The sequence below is a fragment of the Sporosarcina sp. FSL K6-5500 genome, assembly GCF_038005665.1.
Lineage (GTDB): Bacteria > Bacillota > Bacilli > Bacillales_A > Planococcaceae > Sporosarcina > Sporosarcina psychrophila.
Window position 1 is genome coordinate 2,229,824 of record NZ_JBBOTP010000001.1, and the last position, 22,677, is coordinate 2,252,500.

The window sequence follows — 22,677 nt, forward strand, 5'->3', positions numbered from 1 at the left end:
GGTCCCCGAAATATCGTAGACTATCTTCTTATCTTCTAGGGAAATGAACACCTAAAGGAATTAGCACCGTACCTGAACAGGCTGGTTGCTGAGACGTCATAGGGCCAATCCCTCGGTCTCTCTTGATAAGAATCAAATTATGGAATTATGTGAAAAGAACAATTTCAATAACTTTATCATGACATGGAAAATAAAACAAGAGCGAATTATTAAAATCTGTCTTTCAGCAGCTGCATCCGTTGATTGAATAGACTTGGATATGATAAAAAGCCAAGCAATACACTTGTCACTGCAGCGGTCGTCAATAATAGGAATATGATGAGCAATTGGAACTGAACCGCTTGGATGGGGTCCGCACCTGCGATGATTTGACCACTCATCATACCTGGAAGTTGAACCAAGCCCATTGTCTTCTGACTTTCGATTGTCGGGATCATGCTTGCCTTGATTGCGTTGATGAGTTGTCTATGAATGGCCTGTTTTGGCGTTCCACCGAGAGAAAGGATGAGTTCGGTTTCATCACGATGCGTTTCAATCTCAGCTGTGAACCGGTTAAGGAATAGGATTGATAGCACCATTGAGTTGCCAATCACCATGCCGCTAATTGAAATGATGTATTGTGCGGTTGGCGGTACGATTTGAAAGCCTAGTAGAATACTCTGGGTTAGTACTTCTACAAAAAGTAATGTGACCGCGATTTTCCAAGTGATTCCCTTGATTGCTTTTCCTTTCTTACGGGTGTTTTGTGTTGCCGCTGCAATCATTAATGTAACCATTAACAAAATGTACAATATGTTTTCAGAATCGAAGACAAATTTAAGAATATAGCCGACCATAAGCAATTGGATAATGGACCGAATTGTCGCAATGATTGTGTCTTTTTCCAAATCTAAACGTAGAGTCTTTGATAGTAGTAAAGGTATGATTACAAATATAAGTGTAATGGATAACGTAAGATAGCTCATTCTACGCCTCCTTGCACAAACTGCTTCACAAATTCATTTGTTGGTGATTTCAATAAGTCACTTTCGCCAGTTTCAATGACTTGACCATTCATTAGAACCCAAGTGTAATCTCCAATTGATAAGGCTTGTTCTAAATTATGTGTTATCCAGATGATGGTTGTGCCATACACCCGGTTAATCTTGACGATTAATTCTTCGATTTCATGTAAAGATGTTCGGTCCAAGGCGGATGTGATTTCATCCAGTAATAGGATTTCAGAGCGGTTGATTAGTGTGCGAGCAATGGATACTTTTTGACGCTGACCACCGGATAATTCATTGGTTTTACGATGTAAAAATTGCACATCTAATCCGACGTCTTCTAGAATTTTAATGGCATCCTGTTCAGGCAATTTTTTACCTTGAAGTTCCATAGGGAGAGCTAAGTTATGATAGACGGTGCCTTTAATCATTGGTGCGCTTTGAAGTGCGATTCCGACATGGCGGCGTAGTTCAACGGGTTCATATGTGGAAATGAGTTTATCGTGAATGAAAATATCTCCTGAAGTAGATGAGATCAGCCCGTTACATAATTTAAGCAATGTTGTTTTTCCTGCTCCAGAAGGGCCGACGAGCGTTGTGATTTTCCCTTCCGGAAAGGAGCCCGTAATATTTTTTAAAATATGTACGTCACCAATGGAATAATTGGCGTCATGAAAGTGTAGGGCGGGTTTATAAAAATTGGACATTACATTCTCTCCTACCAGTTTCTTATTTATAATAATTCTAATCTAGGTAGTTTTGTCATGCAAGGAAAATCTATTGCAATTCCAAAAAATGTTTGTTACTATATCGTTAATCGATATAGCGATAAGCGATATAGTGAGAAGGTGAAAGAATGATAAAACAGCCAGAAAGTTTTTTACCATTGTCGCAGGCAACATATTATATTTTACTGTCCTTAAGGGAAGTACGTCATGGATATGCCATTATGCAGGACGTAGAAAAAATAAGTCAGGGGGAAGTTACAATGGGTCCCGGGACATTATATGGAGCACTAGGAAAATTAGAAAAGCAGAAAATCATTCAAAAAGTAGACATAGATGATGCAGAACGCCGCAAGTATAATCAGCTGACACCCTTAGGTAAAGAAGTGCTTCAGCTTGAGTTTAAGAGGCTTGAATCACTTGTGAAAAACGCCAGGAGCATCATAAAAGAAATGGAGGGCGAAGAAGATGACTGTTAAAAGGTTCAAGATTTTTCTTGCTTCGAGTGTTGATAAAGAAGAGCAGTGGCTGACGGATATGTCACGCCAAGGATTTCATTTTAAAAAGTATGGATTATTTACCTATACCTTCGATGAAAATCCTAATGAATCATATGTCTATCAAATTGATTTCCGGGATGCGAATGAAGTGTATATGCAACTATGTAAAGATGCCGGTTGGCAATATGTAGACAGCGCTCTAAAGCAATTTCATTATTTTCGTACAGAAGCAAATGAGTCAGGGGTAAAAAAGATTTACTCTGATGGTGAGTCAGTAAAAGAAACGTTTCAGCGGATGATGAAATTTTATCTGATATTATTTATAATCTTTTTAACATCGCAAATTGGATTGTTTTTGACGTGGAAAGGTCAGTTGACTCAAATAATTATGACGGTTATCATTATGCTTGTTATTCTTTTGTACTTGTACGTTTTTATTTCCTTGAAGAGAAAAATTGATTTTTATTGACTAATAAATGATGCTTATTTCAGCAAGTACTATTTGAAATTCATTCACCAATCGTCATTACAACCTTGATTGTAACTGCTTTTTTAGCGATATTCTTTTCTATATATATGATTGGATTATCGAATGAAGATAAACCCCCTTGGTAAATAAAGCGAGATGATTTAATGAAAAAGTGGAGGGCAAACAATTTGAGTTTGCCCTTCTATTTTATCTCCAAGGGGAAGTGATTGAATAACCAATCATGAAATTACTTGATCTTAGTAAAGAAAACGCCACAAGTAAAACGTCGCATAGGACTCCCAGTTCTCCCATGGTGCAGCAAGCTTTAAAATTTCTTCTTTCGTCGGCTTTTCTTCTGCTCCTGTCAAATGTTTGATGGCGTTATGAAGTCCGACGTCAGCAATTGGGAATGCATTTGGGAAACGCAAACAGCGCATTAAGACATAGTTTGCGGTCCAGGGCCCAATTCCACGGATTTTGATAAGCATGTTTTCCGCTTCCTTAAAGTTCCCAGTTTCCAATACCTGAGCTTTGGATAGGCTTCCATCTGCGATAAGCTGTGCAACCCCAATCAGGTACTCACATTTTTTTACGGTCATTTTTAATGACGATAAATCCTCGACTGTAAGCTTCGCAATGTACTCTGGTTCAGGGAATATCCAGTATGACTGTCCTTCCCATTCAATCGAATTTCCGAACGTCTCCACAAAGCGCCTTTTCAACGTATATGCGTATGTCAGATTGATTTGCTGTCCAAGAATTCCCCAACATAACGCTTCAAACAGGTCAGGGATTCCGATGTTTCGCAATCCGTAAAACTCACTTACTGCTTGTTGAAGCAATGGATCCCTTTTCGCCATCTCATAATAAGGTTTCAAATCAGTATCGAGATCGAACCAATCACGTACATAATGGACGACCATATCCCGGACGCTATCGTTAGACGGTGTATATTTTTCTATAAACCGAACCAGAAGGTTACCCTCTGTATTTTCGCTGACTTCGACTAATAGAATCTCATTCCCAACTGGAATTGCCTTGATCACTTTACCATCACGGATTTCAAACATACACTCATTGTTTGACCTGGACATATAGCTGATATTTTCTTTGAAATTGAACTCTTTCGGAACGGCTATTATCAAATGATCTTGTTGATTAACTAGCATTTTAAAAATCTCCTCTGCATCTTATCTATATGTTTAGTTGTACCATAATCCCAGGTGGAAAAGTTTCGCTATCTTGCTGTTACGTCCTGAAAAGCATTTATTTTGGAAATAGAGGGGGTATACTTAGGGTAAGAGAAAGAGGTGATTCCGTGAGCGATCATCAACAAGTCAGGCAGTTGACTGACGAACAGTGGCAAGCAATTAGACATAACGACGTAAGGTTTGATGAAATCTTCATTTATGCCGTGAAATCGACGGGTATCTTTTGCCGACCATCTTGCAAATCAAGAGATCCAAAAAAAGAGAATGTCCGTATTTTCAATGATGCGGCGGAAGCGCTAGCGGATGGATTCCGACCTTGCAAACGCTGTAAGCCGGGTGGGCTGCGTTTACCTGATGAAGAATGGACTATCCAAATTGGAGAATATATAAACGAGCATTTTCAGGAGCCATTGACGTTAGAAATACTTGCAGACATGTGCCATGGAAGTCCTTATCACCTACAGCGAACATTTAAAAGAATCACGGGGCTGACGCCTGTTGAATATATCCAAAAGATCAGAATAACGAAAGCGATGTCTGAACTTACTACAACCGATAAATCCATATAAATCCATTGCTGAAATTGGGGTAAGCGTGGGGCTTCGTAATCCGTCCTATTTCATCACGCTATTCAAAATGAAAACTGGACAAACACCAAAACAATATCGAAAACTAGTGAAGGAGGTAGAGGTTAGTGGAGAAGAACAGTAAAAATAACGTGTATTGGACATTACTTAATCACTCACAATGGAATATGTATATAGCTGCGACGACAGAGGGGCTTTGCTATATAGGTACCCCGAATGCACCATTCGGAGAACTGGAAGCGTGGGTGAACAAACGGCTTCCAAGTCATGTTCTGATAGAAGAAGCGGATATCTTACAGCCACACGCAGTTGAGTTAATGGGTTATTTGAAAGAGCGACGCAGGGATTTTGCATTGCCAATCGATCTTCACGGTACTCCTTTTCAACAAATTGTCTGGAAGGCCTTGCAAGAAATTCCGTACGGACGGACTGTTTCATATTCGGAAATTGCAGAACGGATTGAAAAGCCGAATGCGGTACGAGCTGTTGGAACCGCTATTGGTGCCAATCCGGTCTTAATTATTGTTCCTTGTCATCGTGTCATTGCGAAAAGTGGTAAGTTAGGTGGTTTCAGGGCCGGTTTAGAGATGAAAGAGCAACTTCTAGAACTGGAAAGATAGTGTTTCGACATAAAAAAAGACAAGGGAGAAGTTAATCTCACCTTGTCTTTTTGCTTTTTGGAACAGGTATGTGATTCGCAGGTTCTTTATTCGTGACATCAAGTATATCAAGTAGGAAGACAAACACGGGAATACCGATAATGAGTCCCCAGACGCCAAAGAAGTTTTGTGAGAAAATCAGTACGATAAACGTGTAAAAAACGGGTAAATCTGTTTTGGAGGACATCAGTTTTGGATTTAAGATATATGCTTCAATGCCATGAATAATCATAACTGCAATGAGAACATAAACAACTTTCAGGAATCCTCCGATTGTAAAAGCAATTATCGTCAGAGGGACAAGTGAAATGATGACCCCGGCAACGGGAATGAGTCCTAAAAAGAAAATCATAATTCCCAAACCGATTATTTGTGGGAATCCGAGTATGAGTAATACGATCACGGACAATATTGTATTAACAATTGCAATGATAAATTGGGCTTCAATCACTTTTCCGAATGTACGCGTGAACTTTTTACCAAAGAACTCAATTTCGAAGTAAAAGGGAGCAATCTTACTATCTTTAAATTTGTTTGTAAACTCTATTAACCGTGGTTTTTCTAGCAGGAAAAATAAGCTTAATACGAGGGCAAGTATGACTTGAATACTTGTTTTACTAATATCAGAGAAATATTTTAACAAAAATGAAAAACCATTTTCCAAATAGGCTGCAATTTGATTACTAGATATGACGGATTCTAAGTAGGTGAGCAGTACACTATCATGAGGTGTGGAATAGAAGTTTGTAATTCTTACAATAATTTGACTGATTTCCATTGTGATTATAGGCAAATACTTAACAACACCAACTGTCAGTAAGCCAACAATCACTGTATACAGGAGAATGACTAGCAGCTTGCGGTTAAAATGTACACGTTTGAGCGTAAACTCAATAAGTCGATCCAACAAAAAAGCGAAAATGAAGGTAAGCAATATAATATTCATCATACTTTTGACGCTGTAAAGAATTAAAATAATCAAAGCGAAAATAAGAATACGCCGTGGTCCCTTTTTCTCGAAAATGTCTAATAACCCATTCATATGACTTTAGCTCCTTCATAAATAATTACAAGTGAAAACGAGAAATGAGACCTTTCATTGTTAGTATTGCCATGATTTGTAGAGATTATAAATTAGAAAATCTCTTTTAAAAAATAGCTTACGAACGAATATGCAGCACTAGCTGTGAAAAAGGAGTTATACACAGGAAAAGGTTATATCTCCTCAGCTCATGTTTTATTATATTATAGTTGTTGCAATAAATGAAGTTTGAAACATATTTTAATTGATAGGGATGGCTACCCAATGTCCTTTTGAAACCTCGATTAGCTCAGATTGCAATAGTTGATATTTATCCTCCTCAATTTGATCTTCCATTAGCGTTCGTTTTTTCTTCGATTCTATTTTAGGGTCAGGAATTGGAATCGCTGAGAGTAACGATTTTGTATAGGGATGCTGTGGGTTAGAGTACAACTCTTCGCTTTCGGCAAGCTCAACAATTTTCCCCGCATACATAACTGCGACCCGGTCACTAATGTGCTTAACCATAGACAAGTCGTGCGCAATGAACAGGTAGGTGAGTCCAAGCCGATGCTGAAGATCTTCCAGTAATTCCACAATTTGCGACTGGATAGAAACATCGAGTGCGGATAACGGTTCGTCGCATACTATGAAGTCAGGTTCTACGGCAAGTGCACGTGCAATACCAATTCTTTGGCGCTGTCCACCGGAAAATTCATGTGGATAGCGCATTGCATGGGAAGGTTCGAGTCCGACCATAACAAGCAACTCTTCTACCCTCTTTTTTCGTTCCTCTTTATTTTTACTCAACCGATGAATGTCTAATGCTTGACCGATAATATCAAGCACTTTAAAGCGTGGATTAAGTGAAGAGTACGGATCCTGAAAGATCATCTGCATATGGCGCCGCATCGTTTTCATTTCATTTTTCGAAAGCCGGTTAATGGCCATCCCTTGATACAAGACATCTCCGTCTGTCGGTTCGTGAAGGCGCAAAATGGCGCGGCCGGTCGTTGACTTACCTGATCCCGACTCGCCAACAAGACCGAGCGTCTCTCCGGGTTTGATATGAAAACTGATATCGTCCACGGCTTTCACTATATTGCCTTTCCCAACGTCGAAATGCTGCTTTAGTGATTTCACTTCTAGCAGGGGTTTCCCTTTTTCTATACCAATGGTACGTAAAGGAGTGCGTTTAGGCTTCTTTTTCTCGTCAAGGCGAGGAAGGGCATTGAGCAGTTTCTTTGTATAGGAATGTTTTGGGTTATCAAAAATTTCTTCCGTCGTTCCGGTCTCCACAATTTCCCCGTCTTTCATAACAGCGACACGATCACACATGCCGGCAACAACGCCTAGGTCATGGGTAATCAATATGATGGATGTTCCAAAACGTTGCTGCATATCTTTCATCAAATTTAAGATTTGGGCTTGTATTGTCACATCAAGTGCAGTCGTGGGTTCATCCGCAATCAGTAGTGTCGGACGGCAAGCGAGTGCAATCGCAATCATGACGCGCTGCCGCATTCCACCTGAAAACTCGTGCGGATATTGGCTAAAACGATCTTCACTATTACGGATACCTACAAGTTTCAAAAGTTCAATGGTACGGTTTTTCGCATCTCTTTTAGATAAGTTCTGATGTTTAATTAAACTTTCCGCAATTTGTTTACCGATTTGAATTGTTGGATTTAATGAAGTCATCGGATCTTGAAAAATCATACTTATATCGCGACCGCGGATACTCTCCATCTCTTTTTCCGTTTTTTGCACGAGATCTTCACCTTGGAATTCAATCTCTCCATCTTTTAGATATGAAGGGGGAGAGGGGAGGAGGCGCATAATTGAGCGGGCTGTCACGCTTTTTCCACTTCCTGATTCACCTACAATACCAAGCGTCTCACCTTTCTTCACTTCAAAACTGACACCACGGACTGCTTCAAATTCCTTGTCGTGGCCCAAAAACGAGACGCGTAGATCACTTACCTTTAATACTGTTTCCAATAAAAACACCTGCCTATTATCTGAAATTATATTTAACTAAAAATTACATTGACTTAAATAGTTACCGAATCTATACTTTACTATACCAATAGGAATTAAACAATATCGGGAAGGAGGAATTGCTTCAATGGAAGTGAATAAAGAAGCGACATCCTATTTTAGATTATCAGATGTTCTCCGATATACGTTTGGCAAAATGGGAAGACGACCGACTTATAAGTATTTGCTACTAATTTTAGGTTTGCCGGTTCATGTTATTGTATTTCTATTCTATCTGTCGAAAAGAGGAGACAATACATACTCTTCAATTTATGAAGAGGTAAGGGCATCATTGACAGCATCAGGTTATAAAGAAGCGTCGATGCTTGATTTTAAAGAACAATTACTACGGAAACAATCATTCTTCAATAAAGAAGTAAATGAGCGAGAAATAGATAGGCAAGTGGAGGAGCTTGCCGAAGAACAATTTAGAAAAACGCTAACGAAAAAAACAAATCAGCTAGCGGAACAGAAAGGTGTTCAACAAGTTACGTATTCAACTTACTTTCAATCATTGCTTGGAAAACCGTTGTTCTTGCTTGCTTCATTCATTCCAGGCATCTTTATGTATCTACTTATTCTTTTGTTCAGCAATCCGTACATCAAGTTTATAGTTGAACGATTGATTATGAGTATCTTTGTTATTGCTGGCGTTGCAGTTCTTGTGTTCACGATACTTTACTTATCGCCGTTTGATCCTGCCGCGAATATTCTTGGCGAGGCGGCGACGAAGGAACAAATCGCATCATTCAATAAATTACATGGTTTGGATTTATCATATCTTTCACAATTATGGAATGCGCTAAAAGGAATCGCGACGTTTGATTTAGGTGCTTCTTATGCCGGCAATGAGGATGTCGCAGCAAGTATAGCGAATAAATTCCCAATCACATTAACGATTGCGGTTTTATCATTACTGATGGCAGTTGTCATCGCTATCCCGGTAGGCATCATTTCTGCGACAAGGCCGAATTCATTTTTGGACTATTCATTCATGTTTATTGCATTGATTGGATTATCGATTCCGAACTTTTGGCAAGGATTACTATTTATTTTGAACTTCTCTATTAAATTACAATGGTTACCGGCCACATATAGTCCTCAAAACTGGCTTTCTATCATCATGCCCGTTGTTGTGCTTGGAACTGCATTGACTGCATCTGTCGCGAGGATGACACGTTCTTCGATGTTGGAAATCATCAATGAGGACTACATCATTACCGCTAAAGCGAAGGGCCTCAATCGGCTTCAAGTACTTTGGAAACATGCGATTGGCAATGCAATGATACCAATTATTACAGTCATTGGTCTGCTATTCGGAGGAATGCTCGGGGGAGCGGCGGTGACTGAGAAAGTATTTAACATTAGCGGAATCGGAAGTTACATCGTAGACAAGCAGTTCATTCCCGATATTCCCGCTATTATGGGTGGAGTTATCTATATTGCAATAACGATTTCATTAGTCAATGTGCTCATCGACATTTTGTATGCGTTTTTCGATCCTCGCATCCGTTCGAAGATGAAGCAATCGTAGAGCAGGAGAAGGTGTGAAGGTGAATCTAAATAAAAAACATGCATTGAAATTATCGAGGGAATATACACAAGCAAATTTCACATGGATTATTTCTTTAATCCTGACAGTCGTCTTGCTACTGAACAGTTTCAATTTCAAAGAAGGGGAGTTGAAAAGTTCGGTCTTCAGCTTATTTGCGGCCTATGCGTTGTTCACTATTTTTCAAATGATTCTTACGTGGATGGTGAAGCGAGACCTTCTGACAATAGGTGAAATTCGAAGTTCGACAAGAAAGCTCGGCTACATACAGCTGTTTAGTATAATGACGGGTAATATTTTCACTGTAGCATTTGCATTTAATCTTATTAAAAAGAAGAAGACACCTGAATATACGTTTGCCGTTTATATGCTGCTTACTCAGGTTTTTATCATCGCGATATCATCACTTAATTTATTCAAGTCATATGTGGCGGATTCATTTTTAACGGCAATGATTATCTTGCTAGGAATAATGATTTTTCAAGTCGTGACACTTGTTCTCACAGCGAAATATGTTGAGGAAGAAAGTGCGCCAGCTTGGATGATGATTGTTGCCATATTACTTCTGTTTACCGCATTGACGGGTAATATTTTTGCACTATTGCTTGGCTATAGCTTGATTTTAAAGGTTCGCAGTCATGATCAGTCTAGGATTTCGAAGTGGAATACGATGTGGGAGAAGATTACCCGTAATTCAACGGCGATACTTGGTTTGTTTTTCATCACTCTCATGTTTTCCATATCCGTTTGCAGTGTATTTACGTTTGACTACGATATGGCAGTTGAAAATGATTATGGTGCAATACTTCAAAAACCGAGCCTTGTCTATCCGTTTGGCACTGATAATTTCGGACGGGATTTGTTTTCAAGAATCATCTTTGGTGCAAGAATTTCGCTTCTTGTAGGGTTTGCTTCAACGGCCATACCGGTAGTTATTGGTGGATTCTTAGGTGCATTAGCCGGGTATTACAGTCAGCGGACGGACAATATCATAATGCGATTGCTTGATGTACTATATGCCGTTCCTGGAATTTTATTGGCAATTGCTATCATTGCGGCATTTGGAGCAAATACGACGAATCTTATTTTAGCGCTTAGTGTGGGGTCCATCCCAACCTATGCCCGAACGATGCGTGCGAATGTCATGATGGTGTCGAACTATGAATTTGTCGATTCAGCACGTGCGCTCGGTTCATCGGACTTCTCTATTATCTTTAGACAGATAGTGCCGAATTCGCTCGCGCCGATGATTGTCAAGGCAACACTGACAATCGGGGGCGCTGTCATCGCGACGAGTAGCTTAAGTTTCTTAGGACTCGGTGTGGAACCGCATATTCCAGAATGGGGAAATATTTTAAAAATCGGTAGCACATACTTGGAATCGCATTCCTATTTAGCCATTATCCCGGGGCTTGCGATTATCTTACTTGTATTATCGTTTAACTTTTTGGGAGATGGATTGCGTGATGCATTTGATCCAAGAATGGATTGAACATAAATACCAAACAATAATAAGGGGGAATTAATAATGAAGAAAAGTTTATTGACGATTTTAATAGCAATTATGGTGGTGTTGGCCGGATGTGTAAGTACGAAATCGGATGTTTCCGATAAAAAGAATGACAATACAGAACCAAAGACGGATAAAAGTAAGGTGGTCATCGAACTTTTGGGTATGGGTTCTGGGGAAGAAGATATGAATATTGTACGAGATCAGCTTATAAAAAATGGCTTTGATGTGAAATTGAATATTCAGCCTGATTACGGAAGCTTCACTGCACAGAAAGATGCAGGGAATTATGATGTCGCATTATCTAGCTGGACGACAGTTACGGGGAACCCCGATTATGCTGTTCGAGCACTGTTCAAATCAGACGGTGATAACAGTATTATGGCTGATGATGAAGTTGATGCATTGATTGAAAAGGCAAGTACAGAAACGTCTGATGAGTTTGCAGAGACATACAAACAATTAGAACAGCGTTTAGTGTTTGACAAAGCTTACATTGCACCTCTTTATAATTCATTTAAAGCACAGGGAGTTAATAAAGACATTCTCGACGTAGACACAGTTAGGCTTGCTAAATCACGTGCAATTGCCTGGGAACCTATTGATTTCATTGACAAATCTAAAAGAGATACGGATCCATTAATCATTCAGCAAGCTATTGGAACTTTGACGTCCCTCGATCCTATTAAAGGGAACGATGGATCTATCAATACATTGAATACAAATATGTATGTGCGTCTCGTCAACTTGACAGATGATGACGTTGTTGTTTCAGACGGCTCATTATCTTATAATCACAGCATCGCAGAGGGCAATTCAGATTATTACTTCCTTCTTCGTGATGATATCAATTTTGCGTCAATTACAGACGGAAAAGCTGTAGATACTGGTGAACGCGTAGGAGCGGACGATGTCATCTTCTCGATGAATCGTGCAAAAGACCCGAATTCAGTACCGGATCACCGTACGTATAGTTTACATGAACATATTAACGAAGTGGAAGTAGTCACAGATCTATCTGATCTCGATATTTTGCAATCAGGAAGCGATGCAACAGTCAGAGAAGGGCTTGAGAAGAACTTGGATGTGAAAATCGGGGAGCTTGTTTCTGATAAAAAAGAAGCCGATAACGCGACTGGGAAATATCAAGTGGTAAAAATGACAACAACGGCTCCATTCCCACAAGTACTGAACTATTTAGCTCACCAATCTGCGGGGATTGTCTCGAAAAAACAAGTTGAGAGTATTAATACGTATGATGTTTCTTCGTTTGATGTGAGTAAAGACATTCCTTACGGAGATCAGAACACAGTCACAGAGGGTGCTAAATACAATAATACATTGTACGCGAGTGGCCCATATATTTTGTCACACAAAAATGATTACGAAGGTATTTTCTATAAAAACCCTGCTTATATGGTGGGGACAGAGCACGAACCGAAAATTTCAGATGTAACAGTTCGCTTCATCCAAGATCCGGACAGCACGCTTTCAGCTTTACGCAATGGTGAAATCCATATTTTCAACGGAGTACCAGAAACAAAATACGACGTAGTTGAAGGTGACAGCAAACTGTTCTTGCAAAAAAATGATAGTAATGCTGTAAGTTACTTGCTTTTCAATACAAAAAATCGTGAAGTATCAACGAGTGAAGAGTTAAGAAAAGCCGTTCTTTACTCTATCAACCAAGATGAAATTCTGAATTTCTATCAAGGGAACAAGAAGAAGGCTGTTTCTACGGTCAGCCCACTGGTAGACACAGGGAATGAATTGAAGGCAGATCCAGCTAAAGTTCAAGAGTTTCTGAATGATTATAAAGCGGGTAACTAATATCTATTCGTATTATTAATGAAGTGAGACTAAATCCGTTGTTACTAGGATTTAGTCTCACATTTTTTTATTCATGTTTTACTTTTCTGTCGAACGATAAAAATCAATCATCGCTTTTTTTCGGTCACCGAGGGTTGCGAACTCACGGGATAATTCTTCATGAATGCCGTTTTGATCGATCGTTCTTTTTTTTATTTTTTCGGATAAGGTCTCGTTTTTGTTTGCATCTCGTTCATTGTCTTGTTTCATTAAAATACCTCCTCGTATATTAGAACCAGTTCTTTTTAATATGGCTCGGGAGGACAAATTCATTCATAATTGTGAAAAAGGTATAAAAGGATATGTCACATCATGTTATGTTAAGTCGAATATAGGGTAAATAGTGTATACTTGAACCATTAGAATGCGGAAGAAGGAGATTGACATGAGTTCGAAATATGCGGATGACAGCTTGGCTTTACATACGGATTTATACCAAATCAATATGGCGGAATCATACTGGGCGGATGGAATACATGAACGAAAAGCGGTTTTTGAACTTTTTTTCAGAAACTTGCCGTTCGGTAATGGCTATGCGTTATTTGCGGGGCTTGAGCGAGTTCTCGATTATTTAAGAGGGTTTCATTTTAGTGAAAGTGATCTTGCTTACTTAAAGGATGATCTCGGCTATGAAGATGACTTCACCTCTTATCTAAAGGAGCTACGTTTTACAGGCACTGTTTATTCCATGGCTGAAGGGGAGCTGGTTTTTGCGAATGAACCTATTATTCGCGTGGAATCGACACTTATCGAAGCACAGCTGATTGAGACCGCTCTACTTAATATCGTTAATTATCAGACGCTTATTGCGACGAAAGCAAGCCGCATCAAACAAGTCGTCAAAGACGAAATAGTGATGGAATTTGGCAGTCGGCGTGCACACGAGATGGATGCGGCGATATGGGGTGCACGTGCTACGTTCATTGGCGGCGTTGAAGCGACAAGTAATGTCCGCGCTGGGAAAAGATTCGATATTCCTGTAGCGGGAACGCATGCTCATTCAATGATTCAGGCTTATAAAAGTGAATACGAAGCATTCCATTCATACGCTAAACGTCATAAGGACTGTGTTTTCCTTGTCGATACGTATAATACAGTAAAAATAGGCATTCCGACGGCAATCCAAGTAGCTAAAGAACTTGGTGATAAAATCAATTTCATCGGCGTTCGTTTAGATAGCGGTGATATTTCATTCCTATCCAAGGAAGCGCGCCGTATGTTGGATGAAGCTGGATTCTTGGATGCGAAAGTTTTCGTTTCAAATGACTTGGATGAATATACAATTCTCAACTTGAAAGCACAAGGTGCAAGGGTAGACGTATGGGGAATTGGAACGAAATTGATCACAGCGTACGACCAGCCTGCACTTGGGGCCGTCTATAAAATTGTTTCCATAGAAAACGATGCCGGTGAAATGGAAGATACGATTAAAATTTCGTCGACAACCGAAAAAGTAACGACGCCTGGACGTAAAAAGTTATACAGAATTATTGACCGAGAAAATGGTAAGGCAGAAGGGGATTATATTACGATGCATGATGAAAATCCTGCATCCGAGAAACGCATCAAAATGTTCCACCCCGTCCATACATTCATCTCGAAGTTTGTTACGAATTTTGAAGCGAAGGACTTACACGTCAAAGTCGTAGAACAAGGGGTTATCATCTATAATAATCCGACTCTTCAACAAATGCGTGATTACGCAAAAGAAAACTTGGAATTATTATGGGATGAATATAAACGATCCCTTAATCCCGAAGAGTATCCGGTCGACTTAAGCCAAAAATGTTGGGACAATAAGATGCGTAATATCCAGGAAGTCCAGGAAATGGTGGAAGACTTTATTAATGGCTAAGGAGGTTTGTTGAAGTTGACATTACAAGATAGAATTATCGCTGAGTTAAAGGCGCAGCCAATCATTGAACCTAAAGAGGAAATCCGGAAATCGATTGACTTCATGAAAGAATATGTAAGGGAAAACCCATTTTTAAATGGCTTTGTTCTTGGAATTTCAGGTGGGCAAGACTCGACGCTTGTCGGGAAACTTGCTCAACTCGCTGTTGATGAATTAAATGATGAAGAGGACACTAAGCGATTTAAATTCATTGCAATCCGGTTGCCTTATGGTTCTCAGTTTGACGAGGAGGATTGCCAGGATGCATTGGAATTCATTAAGCCGTCTCTAATCTACACGATTAACATAAAAGAAGCTGTCGATGCGAGTGAACGTGCATTGACAGCAGGTGGCGTTACGTTGACCGATTTTGCTAAAGGAAACGAAAAAGCACGGGAACGTATGAAGGTTCAATACTCAGTTGCGGCCATGCATGATTGTATTGTTCTCGGGAGTGATCATGCAGCGGAAGCCATTACCGGATTTTATACGAAATTCGGGGATGGCGGTGCAGACCTTATGCCGATCTACAGGCTGAACAAACGGCAAGGGAAACAACTACTTAAGGAACTTGGATGCCCTGAACATCTCTACTTGAAAGTTCCGACAGCGGATCTTGAAGAAAACAGACCGGCTATTCCTGATGAAGTAGCGCTTGGTGTTACCTATGACGATATCGATAATTATCTTGAAGGTAAAAAGTTGCCGGAGGGATCCCGTACAGCAATCGAGAATCATTTTCTCCGTTCAAAGCATAAACGGCATATGCCGATTACAATTTTTGATGATTTTTGGAAATGACTTCAGGGGGCTCCTTAATTGGGGCTCCTTTTTATTTTCTAATCAGTGCTTAAGTTGTGTGAGAATTAGATATCCTGTATTATAAAGGTATGTTTTGTTAATTTTCGGACAAATTTAGCGTAATAGACAATTGGGGGAATTGAAATGACACATAAAGAGATGATTGAAAAAGTCTTAACCAATATCGAAAAAGTGATGATTGGGAAAAGAGATATCGCCGAATTAAGTGTTACCGCACTTCTTGCCCGAGGGCATGTCCTACTTGAAGACGTGCCAGGTGTTGGAAAAACGATGATGGTAAAAGCGTTGGCTAAGTCAATTGGGGCAGATTTTAAGCGAATTCAATTTACACCGGACTTACTTCCTTCCGATGTTCTAGGCGTTTCAATATATAACCCTAAAGAAATGGAATTTGAATTTAGGCCAGGACCCATCATGGGGAATATTATTCTAGCCGATGAAATTAATAGGACTTCTCCAAAGACACAATCCTCTCTATTGGAAGGGATGGAAGAGTCCACCGTGACGATAGATGGTGAAACGATGCGAATTCCGCAACCCTTTTTTGTCATGGCAACACAAAATCCGATTGAATATGAAGGTACATACCCGCTACCTGAAGCGCAACTTGACCGTTTTCTATTTAAACTGAAGATGGGTTATCCGACGAAAATGGAAGAGATTGAAGTACTTGATCGTGCGGAGAAGGCCGTTCCAATTGACACGTTAGAAACCGTAGTATCACTTGAAGAATTAATCGAACTCCAAAAGGCTGTAACAGAAGTTAAAGTCGATAATACTATTAAGTCCTATATCGTAGAATGTGCTTCGCAGACGCGTGATAATCCATATGTCTATTTAGGTGTAAGTCCCCGAGGATCTCTTGCGCTTATGAAGGCATGTCAGGCGTATGCGATGATAAAAGGGAGAACTTACGTTACACCGGATGATGTTCAGTACTTATCGCCATTCGTTTTTGGACATCGCATGATTTTACGCCCTGAAGCCAAGTATGAAGGGATTTCCACTTCGGAAATTATAGAACGAATTTTGATGAAAGTACGTGTACCTGTAGATAAGGTTCAGCTGAAATGACAACTGTTAGGAAAATGATTGATATTTCGAGCCGGTTACTATTTGTTTTGTTCGTCTTGGTTTCTACATTTGTTTTTGCCATGTTCCAAGGCGGCATGGTCAGTTGGACTATTTTTTATATTATATTGCCTTTTATAATCTATTCTCTATTACTATTTTTCTATCCAATGTCGAAAATGACTGTGGAACGTACCATTCGGACACCTCATGTGCAAAATGGTGAGAAGTTGATTGTTTCTTTATCTATTAAACGTAAAGATCGATTTCCCTTACTTTATACCGTTGTAAGTGAACAGTGGGCAGAGCCCGAAATAGTTGTTTTGGCAGGTGAAAAGTTAAAACGCCTGTTTGTTTTTGGATTACGTCAAGAAGTTGAGTGGGAATACGAAATCGAAAAAATACCCAGGGGTGAACATATACTTCAAGGGGTGAAAGTCGAGATTTCCGACTTTTTTGGCTGGCTCCGAAAAACGAAATTTATTGAAGTAGAGAATATGATTCTAGTGTATCCCAAAATGACAGGTATTCATTATGTACCATTTAATACACAATATGACCAAGGTACGATGGCCTCGCCATTAAATATCGTCAAAGATACGACGATGGCAACGGGTGTACGCAATTACCAGTCAGGTGATCGGGTGACATGGATTCATTGGAAATCGTTTGCTAGAACGCAGACCTTGATGACAAAGGAGTTTGAAGATAGACGATCACAAGAGTTATTTATAATCATGGATGGCAGAGAGTCGAAAATGTTTGAGGAGCTAGTAGAACTTACTGCTTCAATATTGAAAGAAGCATCAAATCATCAGGCAGATCTTGCCTTGATGACGACGGGTCCTAAACCCTCCTTATTCCCATTTATACAGTCGGAAGAGCAACTTCATATGGCATTGGTTCACTTGGCAAAGATTAAGCCTGCGAATGAAGCATCATTAGCTGACTTTGGAACCACGTTTCAACACGGGGGCAGTATTGTATTGATCACGGGGAACCCCGATGGGCCTTTCATACAATCAGTCCTGCTAAGTGTGGACAACGTTGAATCTATCATTTGCATGGTCGTAGTGAAACGTGATGATCCAGCATTGCAAAGGATTGAAGAGGATATTAGACTTGCAAAATCGAAGGGAATTACCGTGCATTTATTAGAACAGAAGCAGTTTTCAGATGCTTTTAAAGAGGCGGTGCGAATATGACTGGAGCGCGAATTGATAGGCAACTGCTACTAATTCTTTATATACTGGCATTGATCCTTTTAAGGGAATGGCTAATTCCGGTTATTGAATTGACCAATTCAGATCATTTAACACTGTTTTTATTATTTGTGGCGCTATCATTTTTTTTGGCCTTAATAAAAGCAAAGTGGTGGATAGTCGTTCCTACAAAGCTGATTTTCATTGTAGTAGCGACTCATTATGTATTTTTTGAAAAGGTACTTTTTACAAAGGAAACACTAGTACATGTATCGGGTGACTTCCTTTCGAATGCCCCAATTATCATGAATGGTGACTGGGAAAGTATTACGAATCCATTTAGGACTGTGTTGTTTTTCGCGCTACTATGGATGACGACCTATCTTATCCGTCATTGGATTGAAGTAAGGAAAAGTATTTTGCTATTTTATATCATGACAATTCTATTTATAGCTTTCATTGATACGTTTGGTGGATATGCTGCAGGTGGCGCTATCTTTAGAATCATGGTGACTGGATTACTCCTTCTTGGTTTGCTTGCCATTACTAGGCTTGCGGAGAAGCACAACACATCAGTCCCAACAGGTGCGTTCCTAGCGATATCCGTTCCACTTCTTTTCGCAGTTGTTGTGAGTGGAACGCTTGCAAACATTCTACCGAAACAGGATCCCATCTGGCCAGATCCGCTACCTTATTTTGAGTCATTTGTACAAGGGAGTGGGGAAGGTGGGGTGGCTAAAAGTGGATACGATACGAATGATTCCACATTGGGTGGTTCGTTTGTGCAGGATTCTACATTAGTCATTGAAGCAAAAGTGGCTAATGAACAATACTGGAAAATTGAAACGAAAAACACATACACCTCAAAAGGTTGGGAACAGGTATCTGTTGACGATTCCCAGACTAGTTATACTCCTGGTATGGAGATAGGGGAAATTGCGAGTCAAGGAAATGTGGACGCTGCAGCCCAACAACTTGCGGATTTGAAGGTGTCGGAAGACTTTTCTTTCATCGTTTATCCTTATGGGATGAATAAAGTATACGCAACAAAGGATGTTGTTTTTCAATACTTGGAAGGGGCAGGAAAGTACAGTACAGAAATTGAGGGCAAGGAAGGGGTCCTAGATTCGTATCAAGTCGAATTCACAGAGCCTGATTACAGCTTGAAAAAGTTAAGGGCTACTAGGATGGAAGATTTTTCAGAGGTAGCTGAAGATTTAACTCAGTACCTACAACTTCCAGAGCAATTACCTGAACGGGTGGAGGAACTTGCAAAAAACATAACAGAAAATCAGGAAAGTGTTTACGAGAAGACGAAGGCAATCGAAAAGTACTTTGGAAGAAATGGCTTTGTTTATACTCAGCAAGGTGTCGCTATTCCAAAAGCAGGCGATGATTATGTAGATCAGTTCCTCTTTGATACCAAACAGGGATACTGCGATAACTTTTCCACGTCTATGGTTGTCATGTTGCGCTCGATTGATATTCCAGCACGTTGGGTAAAAGGTTTTGCTCCCGGAGAATTTGTCTTAAATGACGAGGGGGAGAAAGTTTATCAAATTACGAATAATGAGGCGCATTCATGGGTTGAAGCATATATGCCTGGTATTGGCTGGATGCCATACGAACCGACAATTGGATTTAGTAGCTTAACGGATATTGAATATGATATCGAGTTGAACCTTGATGATACACTAACACCGGAAGTGAAAAAGCCTGAACAACCAAAGAAAGAGCAGGCTGAAAAAACGGTAAAAGCAGATAGGAACTTCAAAAATAGTGAGATTTTCAAAACTATGGGTACTTGGATCCGGAATAATATGTGGATAATAGGTGTGATTGTGTTAATAGTCATTTTTGCCGGCTGGCGAATATTCGTTAGTAGGGTAAAGTGGCTGCCTAAAGTGCTAGTTTATGTCCATCGTACTAAACAAGAAGATTGGTTAACATTTACAAAGCGCTATAACAGTTTATTGAAACAACTGGATCGTTCTGGTTTGAAGCGGGCAACTGGTATGACATTATCTGATTATGCAACGAGTGTTGACAACTACTTCGGTGGAGAAAGAATGAAAATGCTTACAACTGCATATGAAAAGGGATTTTACGGTGGAAATATAACTGAACACGAATGGGTAGTGTTGCGGGAAATATGGGAAGATTTAATCAATAGGTCTTCGGGTTGATTTTTGTCGTAAATAGAAGTAAGATGAAAAAAGAACAAGCCCAAGGTGCCCTCATATATATCCGATAATACGGTTCGGATGTTTCTACAAGTTACCGAAAATGACTTGGCTATGAAGGTGGATTTAGCTCATTGATAAATGAGCTTTGTTCGCTTTTTTATAGATGATGAGACGCGCAGAAAGCTGGACTTTCTGACGCGTTTTTCTCTATTTGAAAAGGCCTTGTGGAACGTTTGGAATATAGTTATGTTGCACGATGAAATATTGGTAAAATAGCCGGAAAAGGCTGGAATAATAAAATTAAAAGGAGGTTGTATCATCTTGAAGCAGGACAATATTTTAGTATTGGATTTAGGTAGTAGTGAGAATACGACAATAGCCCGTTGGATTCGTGATTTAGGTGTATATAGTGAGATTCACCCTCATGATATTACATCACAAACGATTGAAGGGTTAAAAACGGTAAAAGGAATTATTTTAAATGGTGGTGAAAATAATATCGTTGATGGTGAAGCGATTGACGTATTAGATGAAATATTCGCTTTAAACATTCCGGTAATTAGTGTGGGTCATCCTTCTACGAAAGCACTTAAAACATTCGAGCGATGGCCAAGTGAAAAGGAAACGAAAGTACTGTTAAAAGATTTCGTGTTCCATACATGTAAGGCAGAAGCTAACTGGAATATGAAAAATTTCATTGATGATCAAGTTGCTTTAATCCGTAAACAGGTAGGCGATAAGAAAGTATTATTGGCTCTTTCAGGTGGTGTAGATTCGTCTGTTGTTGCGGCATTATTAGTTAAGGCAATCGGCAAGCAATTAATTTGTGTGCACGTAAACCATGGTTTAATGCGTAAAAACGAGTCTGAGGGCGTTGTTCAAATGTTCGAAAAAGACTTGGGGGATAACCTTGTTTACGTGGATGCAAGCGAGCGTTTCTTAGGTAAACTAAAAGGGGTAGACGAGCCAGAAGAGAAGCGTAAAATTATCGGCAATGAATTTATTCGCGTATTTGAAGAAGAAGCGCGTAAACTTGAAGGAATTGACTTCTTAGCACAAGGAACAATATATCCAGATATCGTAGAATCTGGTACAAAAACGCATAAAGTTGTGAAGTCACACCATAATGTTGGAGGACTTCCAGAAGACTTGCAATTTGAATTAGTGGAGCCGTTATTCCAACTATTCAAAGATGAAGTCCGTGCGTGTGGTGTTGAGTTAGGTCTTCCGCACGATATGGTATACCGCCAACCATTCCCAGGACCTGGTCTAGGTGTGCGCGTTTTAGGTGAAATTGAGCCTCATCGTCTTGAAGCGGTACGCGAATCAGATGCTATTTTACGCGAAGAATTTGCACTCGCAGGATTGGATCAGAAAGTTTGGCAATACTTTACAATCATTCCGAACTTCAAGTCTGTCGGTGTACGCAACAACGAGCGCACGTATGAATACCCAATCATTATTCGTGCCGTCAACACAGTAGATGCGATGACAGCGACAGTGGAACAAATCGATTGGCCAATTCTTCTGAAAATCACTGACCGGATCATTAACGAAGTGAAAAATGTAAACCGCGTATGCTATGACCTGTCTCCAAAGCCAGGCGGCACAATCGAGTGGGAATAAAATAGAAGATATCGTATAAAACCGAGGATATGGCTCGGAAGTTTCTACCGGGACACCTTAAATTTCCCGACTACGATTCAAATAGAAGGGGGATAACCCTTCTATTTGAATTTGTTTTAGGGAAGCATGCGAAGTACTATCGCATGCTTTTTTTATCTAAAAAAACTATTTGAAGAGGAAGTTATACATGAAAAAGTATTTTGAGTTCGATAAGCTCGGAACAAATTATCGCCGAGAAGTTATCGGTGGTCTGACAACGTTTCTTGCAATGGCATATATTCTTATTGTCAATCCGTTAATGTTGTCGCTTGATGGCATAACGGGCATTCCGGACGAAATGCGTATGGACAAAGGCGCTGTATTTGTCGCAACAGCATTGGCCGCAGCAGTAGGTTCTTTATTTATGGGACTTATCGCGAGATATCCAATTGGACTTGCGCCGGGTATGGGATTAAATGCATTCTTTGCATTCAGTGTAGTATTGGGTATGGGGATTCCTTGGCAAACAGCATTAACGGGTGTACTCTTTTCAGGTCTCATATTCATTGTATTATCACTTTCTGGTCTCCGCGAAACGATTATTAATGCAATACCTACACAACTTAAGTATGCAGTTGGTGCCGGTATAGGTCTTTTCATTACATTCCTTGGATTTCAAAATGCCAACATTATTGTTGCTGACCCTAACACGCTTGTAACTTTGGGTGATTTAACGAAGGGGCCGACATTGCTGGCGATTTTTGGTCT

19 protein-coding genes, 1 pseudogene and 3 riboswitches (1 of these 23 running past the window's edge) are annotated in these 22,677 nt (G+C 39.9%); of the genes and pseudogenes, 14 read left to right on the plus strand and 6 right to left on the minus strand.

Going from position 1 to position 22,677, the window contains the following annotated elements:
- Positions 1-25 precede the first annotated feature (25 nt).
- Positions 26-132, minus strand: a riboswitch (SAM riboswitch).
- A gap of 77 nt (positions 133-209) precedes the next feature.
- Positions 210-965, minus strand: a complete 756-nt coding sequence (locus MKX62_RS10530; RefSeq protein ID WP_067205503.1) for an ABC transporter permease — start codon at positions 963-965, stop codon at positions 210-212.
- Positions 962-1,693, minus strand: a complete 732-nt coding sequence (locus tag MKX62_RS10535; protein WP_067205506.1) for an ABC transporter ATP-binding protein — start codon at positions 1,691-1,693, stop codon at positions 962-964. The genes MKX62_RS10530 and MKX62_RS10535 overlap by 4 nt, the downstream gene beginning before the upstream one ends.
- A 149-nt stretch (positions 1,694-1,842) precedes the next feature.
- On the opposite strand from MKX62_RS10535, the gene MKX62_RS10540 reads away from it, so the two are divergent.
- Together MKX62_RS10540 and MKX62_RS10545 are read left to right on the plus strand one after the other, a co-directional pair.
- A complete protein-coding gene (locus MKX62_RS10540) occupies positions 1,843-2,190 on the plus strand; it encodes a PadR family transcriptional regulator (protein ID WP_067205508.1) in 348 nt (115 codons plus the stop codon).
- Positions 2,180-2,680 (plus strand): DUF2812 domain-containing protein, encoded by a 501-nt coding sequence (locus MKX62_RS10545; protein WP_340741366.1) that lies wholly within the window; start codon positions 2,180-2,182, stop codon positions 2,678-2,680. The genes MKX62_RS10540 and MKX62_RS10545 overlap by 11 nt, the downstream gene beginning before the upstream one ends.
- Positions 2,681-2,937: 257 nt before the next feature.
- On the opposite strand, the gene MKX62_RS10550 is transcribed toward MKX62_RS10545, so the two are convergent.
- On the minus strand, positions 2,938-3,849 hold the full coding sequence (locus MKX62_RS10550; RefSeq protein ID WP_067205513.1) for a DNA-3-methyladenine glycosylase family protein: 912 nt from the start codon (positions 3,847-3,849) through the stop codon (positions 2,938-2,940).
- 119 nt (positions 3,850-3,968) lie between these two features.
- On the opposite strand from MKX62_RS10550, the pseudogene MKX62_RS10555 reads away from it, so the two are divergent.
- Both MKX62_RS10555 and MKX62_RS10560 read left to right on the plus strand, forming a co-directional pair.
- Positions 3,969-4,602: pseudogene (locus MKX62_RS10555) on the plus strand (bifunctional transcriptional activator/DNA repair enzyme AdaA).
- The gene (locus MKX62_RS10560; protein WP_370569954.1) at positions 4,586-5,098 is read left to right on the plus strand and encodes a methylated-DNA--[protein]-cysteine S-methyltransferase; all 513 of its coding nucleotides are present in this window, start codon (positions 4,586-4,588) and stop codon (positions 5,096-5,098) included. Before MKX62_RS10555 ends, MKX62_RS10560 begins: the two are co-directional and overlap by 17 nt.
- Before the next feature lie 37 nt (positions 5,099-5,135).
- On the opposite strand, the gene MKX62_RS10565 is transcribed toward MKX62_RS10560, so the two are convergent.
- Complete coding sequence (locus MKX62_RS10565) at positions 5,136-6,179, minus strand: AI-2E family transporter (RefSeq protein ID WP_067205520.1); 1,044 nt, start codon at positions 6,177-6,179, stop codon at positions 5,136-5,138.
- A gap of 240 nt (positions 6,180-6,419) precedes the next feature.
- Positions 6,420-8,159, minus strand: coding sequence for an ABC transporter ATP-binding protein (locus MKX62_RS10570; RefSeq protein WP_340741367.1), 1,740 nt, complete (start codon positions 8,157-8,159; stop codon positions 6,420-6,422).
- A 127-nt stretch (positions 8,160-8,286) separates the two neighbouring features.
- Between MKX62_RS10570 and MKX62_RS10575 the strand changes: the two genes are divergently transcribed.
- Genes MKX62_RS10575 through MKX62_RS10585 form a run of 3 tightly spaced genes read left to right on the plus strand, consistent with a single transcriptional unit; the run spans position 8,287 to position 13,090 of the window.
- Complete coding sequence (locus MKX62_RS10575; RefSeq protein WP_340741368.1) at positions 8,287-9,732, plus strand: ABC transporter permease; 1,446 nt, start codon at positions 8,287-8,289, stop codon at positions 9,730-9,732.
- A gap of 13 nt (positions 9,733-9,745) precedes the next feature.
- On the plus strand, positions 9,746-11,242 hold the full coding sequence (locus MKX62_RS10580) for an ABC transporter permease (protein WP_338653669.1): 1,497 nt from the start codon (positions 9,746-9,748) through the stop codon (positions 11,240-11,242).
- Between the two features lie 36 nt (positions 11,243-11,278).
- Positions 11,279-13,090 carry an ABC transporter substrate-binding protein gene (locus tag MKX62_RS10585; RefSeq protein WP_340741369.1) on the plus strand — a complete coding sequence of 604 codons (1,812 nt, stop codon included), beginning with the start codon at positions 11,279-11,281 and terminating at the stop codon, positions 13,088-13,090.
- Between the two features lie 78 nt (positions 13,091-13,168).
- Here the strand turns inward: MKX62_RS10585 and MKX62_RS10590 are convergent, their stop codons facing one another.
- Positions 13,169-13,339 (minus strand): hypothetical protein, encoded by a 171-nt coding sequence (locus tag MKX62_RS10590; protein ID WP_187046592.1) that lies wholly within the window; start codon positions 13,337-13,339, stop codon positions 13,169-13,171.
- Between the two features lie 175 nt (positions 13,340-13,514).
- Here MKX62_RS10590 and MKX62_RS10595 point away from each other — a divergent pair, with 175 nt between their 5' ends.
- The 7 genes from MKX62_RS10595 to MKX62_RS10625 form a co-directional block, all read left to right on the plus strand.
- Positions 13,515-14,984 (plus strand): nicotinate phosphoribosyltransferase, encoded by a 1,470-nt coding sequence (locus tag MKX62_RS10595; RefSeq protein ID WP_340741370.1) that lies wholly within the window; start codon positions 13,515-13,517, stop codon positions 14,982-14,984.
- A 15-nt stretch (positions 14,985-14,999) separates the two neighbouring features.
- Positions 15,000-15,824: an ammonia-dependent NAD(+) synthetase gene (nadE, locus tag MKX62_RS10600; RefSeq protein WP_340741371.1), complete on the plus strand. Its 825-nt coding sequence runs from the start codon at positions 15,000-15,002 to the stop codon at positions 15,822-15,824.
- Positions 15,825-15,968: 144 nt separating this feature from the next.
- The gene (locus MKX62_RS10605; protein ID WP_067205537.1) at positions 15,969-16,919 is read left to right on the plus strand and encodes an AAA family ATPase; all 951 of its coding nucleotides are present in this window, start codon (positions 15,969-15,971) and stop codon (positions 16,917-16,919) included.
- On the plus strand, positions 16,916-18,121 hold the full coding sequence (locus MKX62_RS10610) for a DUF58 domain-containing protein (RefSeq protein WP_340741372.1): 1,206 nt from the start codon (positions 16,916-16,918) through the stop codon (positions 18,119-18,121). Before MKX62_RS10605 ends, MKX62_RS10610 begins: the two co-directional genes overlap by 4 nt.
- Positions 18,118-20,304 (plus strand): DUF4129 domain-containing transglutaminase family protein, encoded by a 2,187-nt coding sequence (locus tag MKX62_RS10615; protein WP_340741373.1) that lies wholly within the window; start codon positions 18,118-18,120, stop codon positions 20,302-20,304. Before MKX62_RS10610 ends, MKX62_RS10615 begins: the two co-directional genes overlap by 4 nt.
- A gap of 31 nt (positions 20,305-20,335) precedes the next feature.
- Positions 20,336-20,436: riboswitch (purine riboswitch) on the plus strand.
- Between the two features lie 186 nt (positions 20,437-20,622).
- Complete coding sequence (gene guaA / locus MKX62_RS10620) at positions 20,623-21,930, plus strand: glutamine-hydrolyzing GMP synthase (protein WP_340742574.1); 1,308 nt, start codon at positions 20,623-20,625, stop codon at positions 21,928-21,930.
- Positions 21,922-22,023, plus strand: a riboswitch (purine riboswitch). (Overlaps the previous gene by 9 nt.)
- A 94-nt stretch (positions 22,024-22,117) precedes the next feature.
- Positions 22,118-22,677, plus strand: the 5' portion of a protein-coding gene (locus MKX62_RS10625) for an NCS2 family permease (RefSeq protein WP_067205559.1). Its footprint extends 775 nt past the window's final position; only the first 560 of its 1,335 coding nucleotides appear in the window; its start codon is at positions 22,118-22,120; its stop codon lies off the right edge, out of view.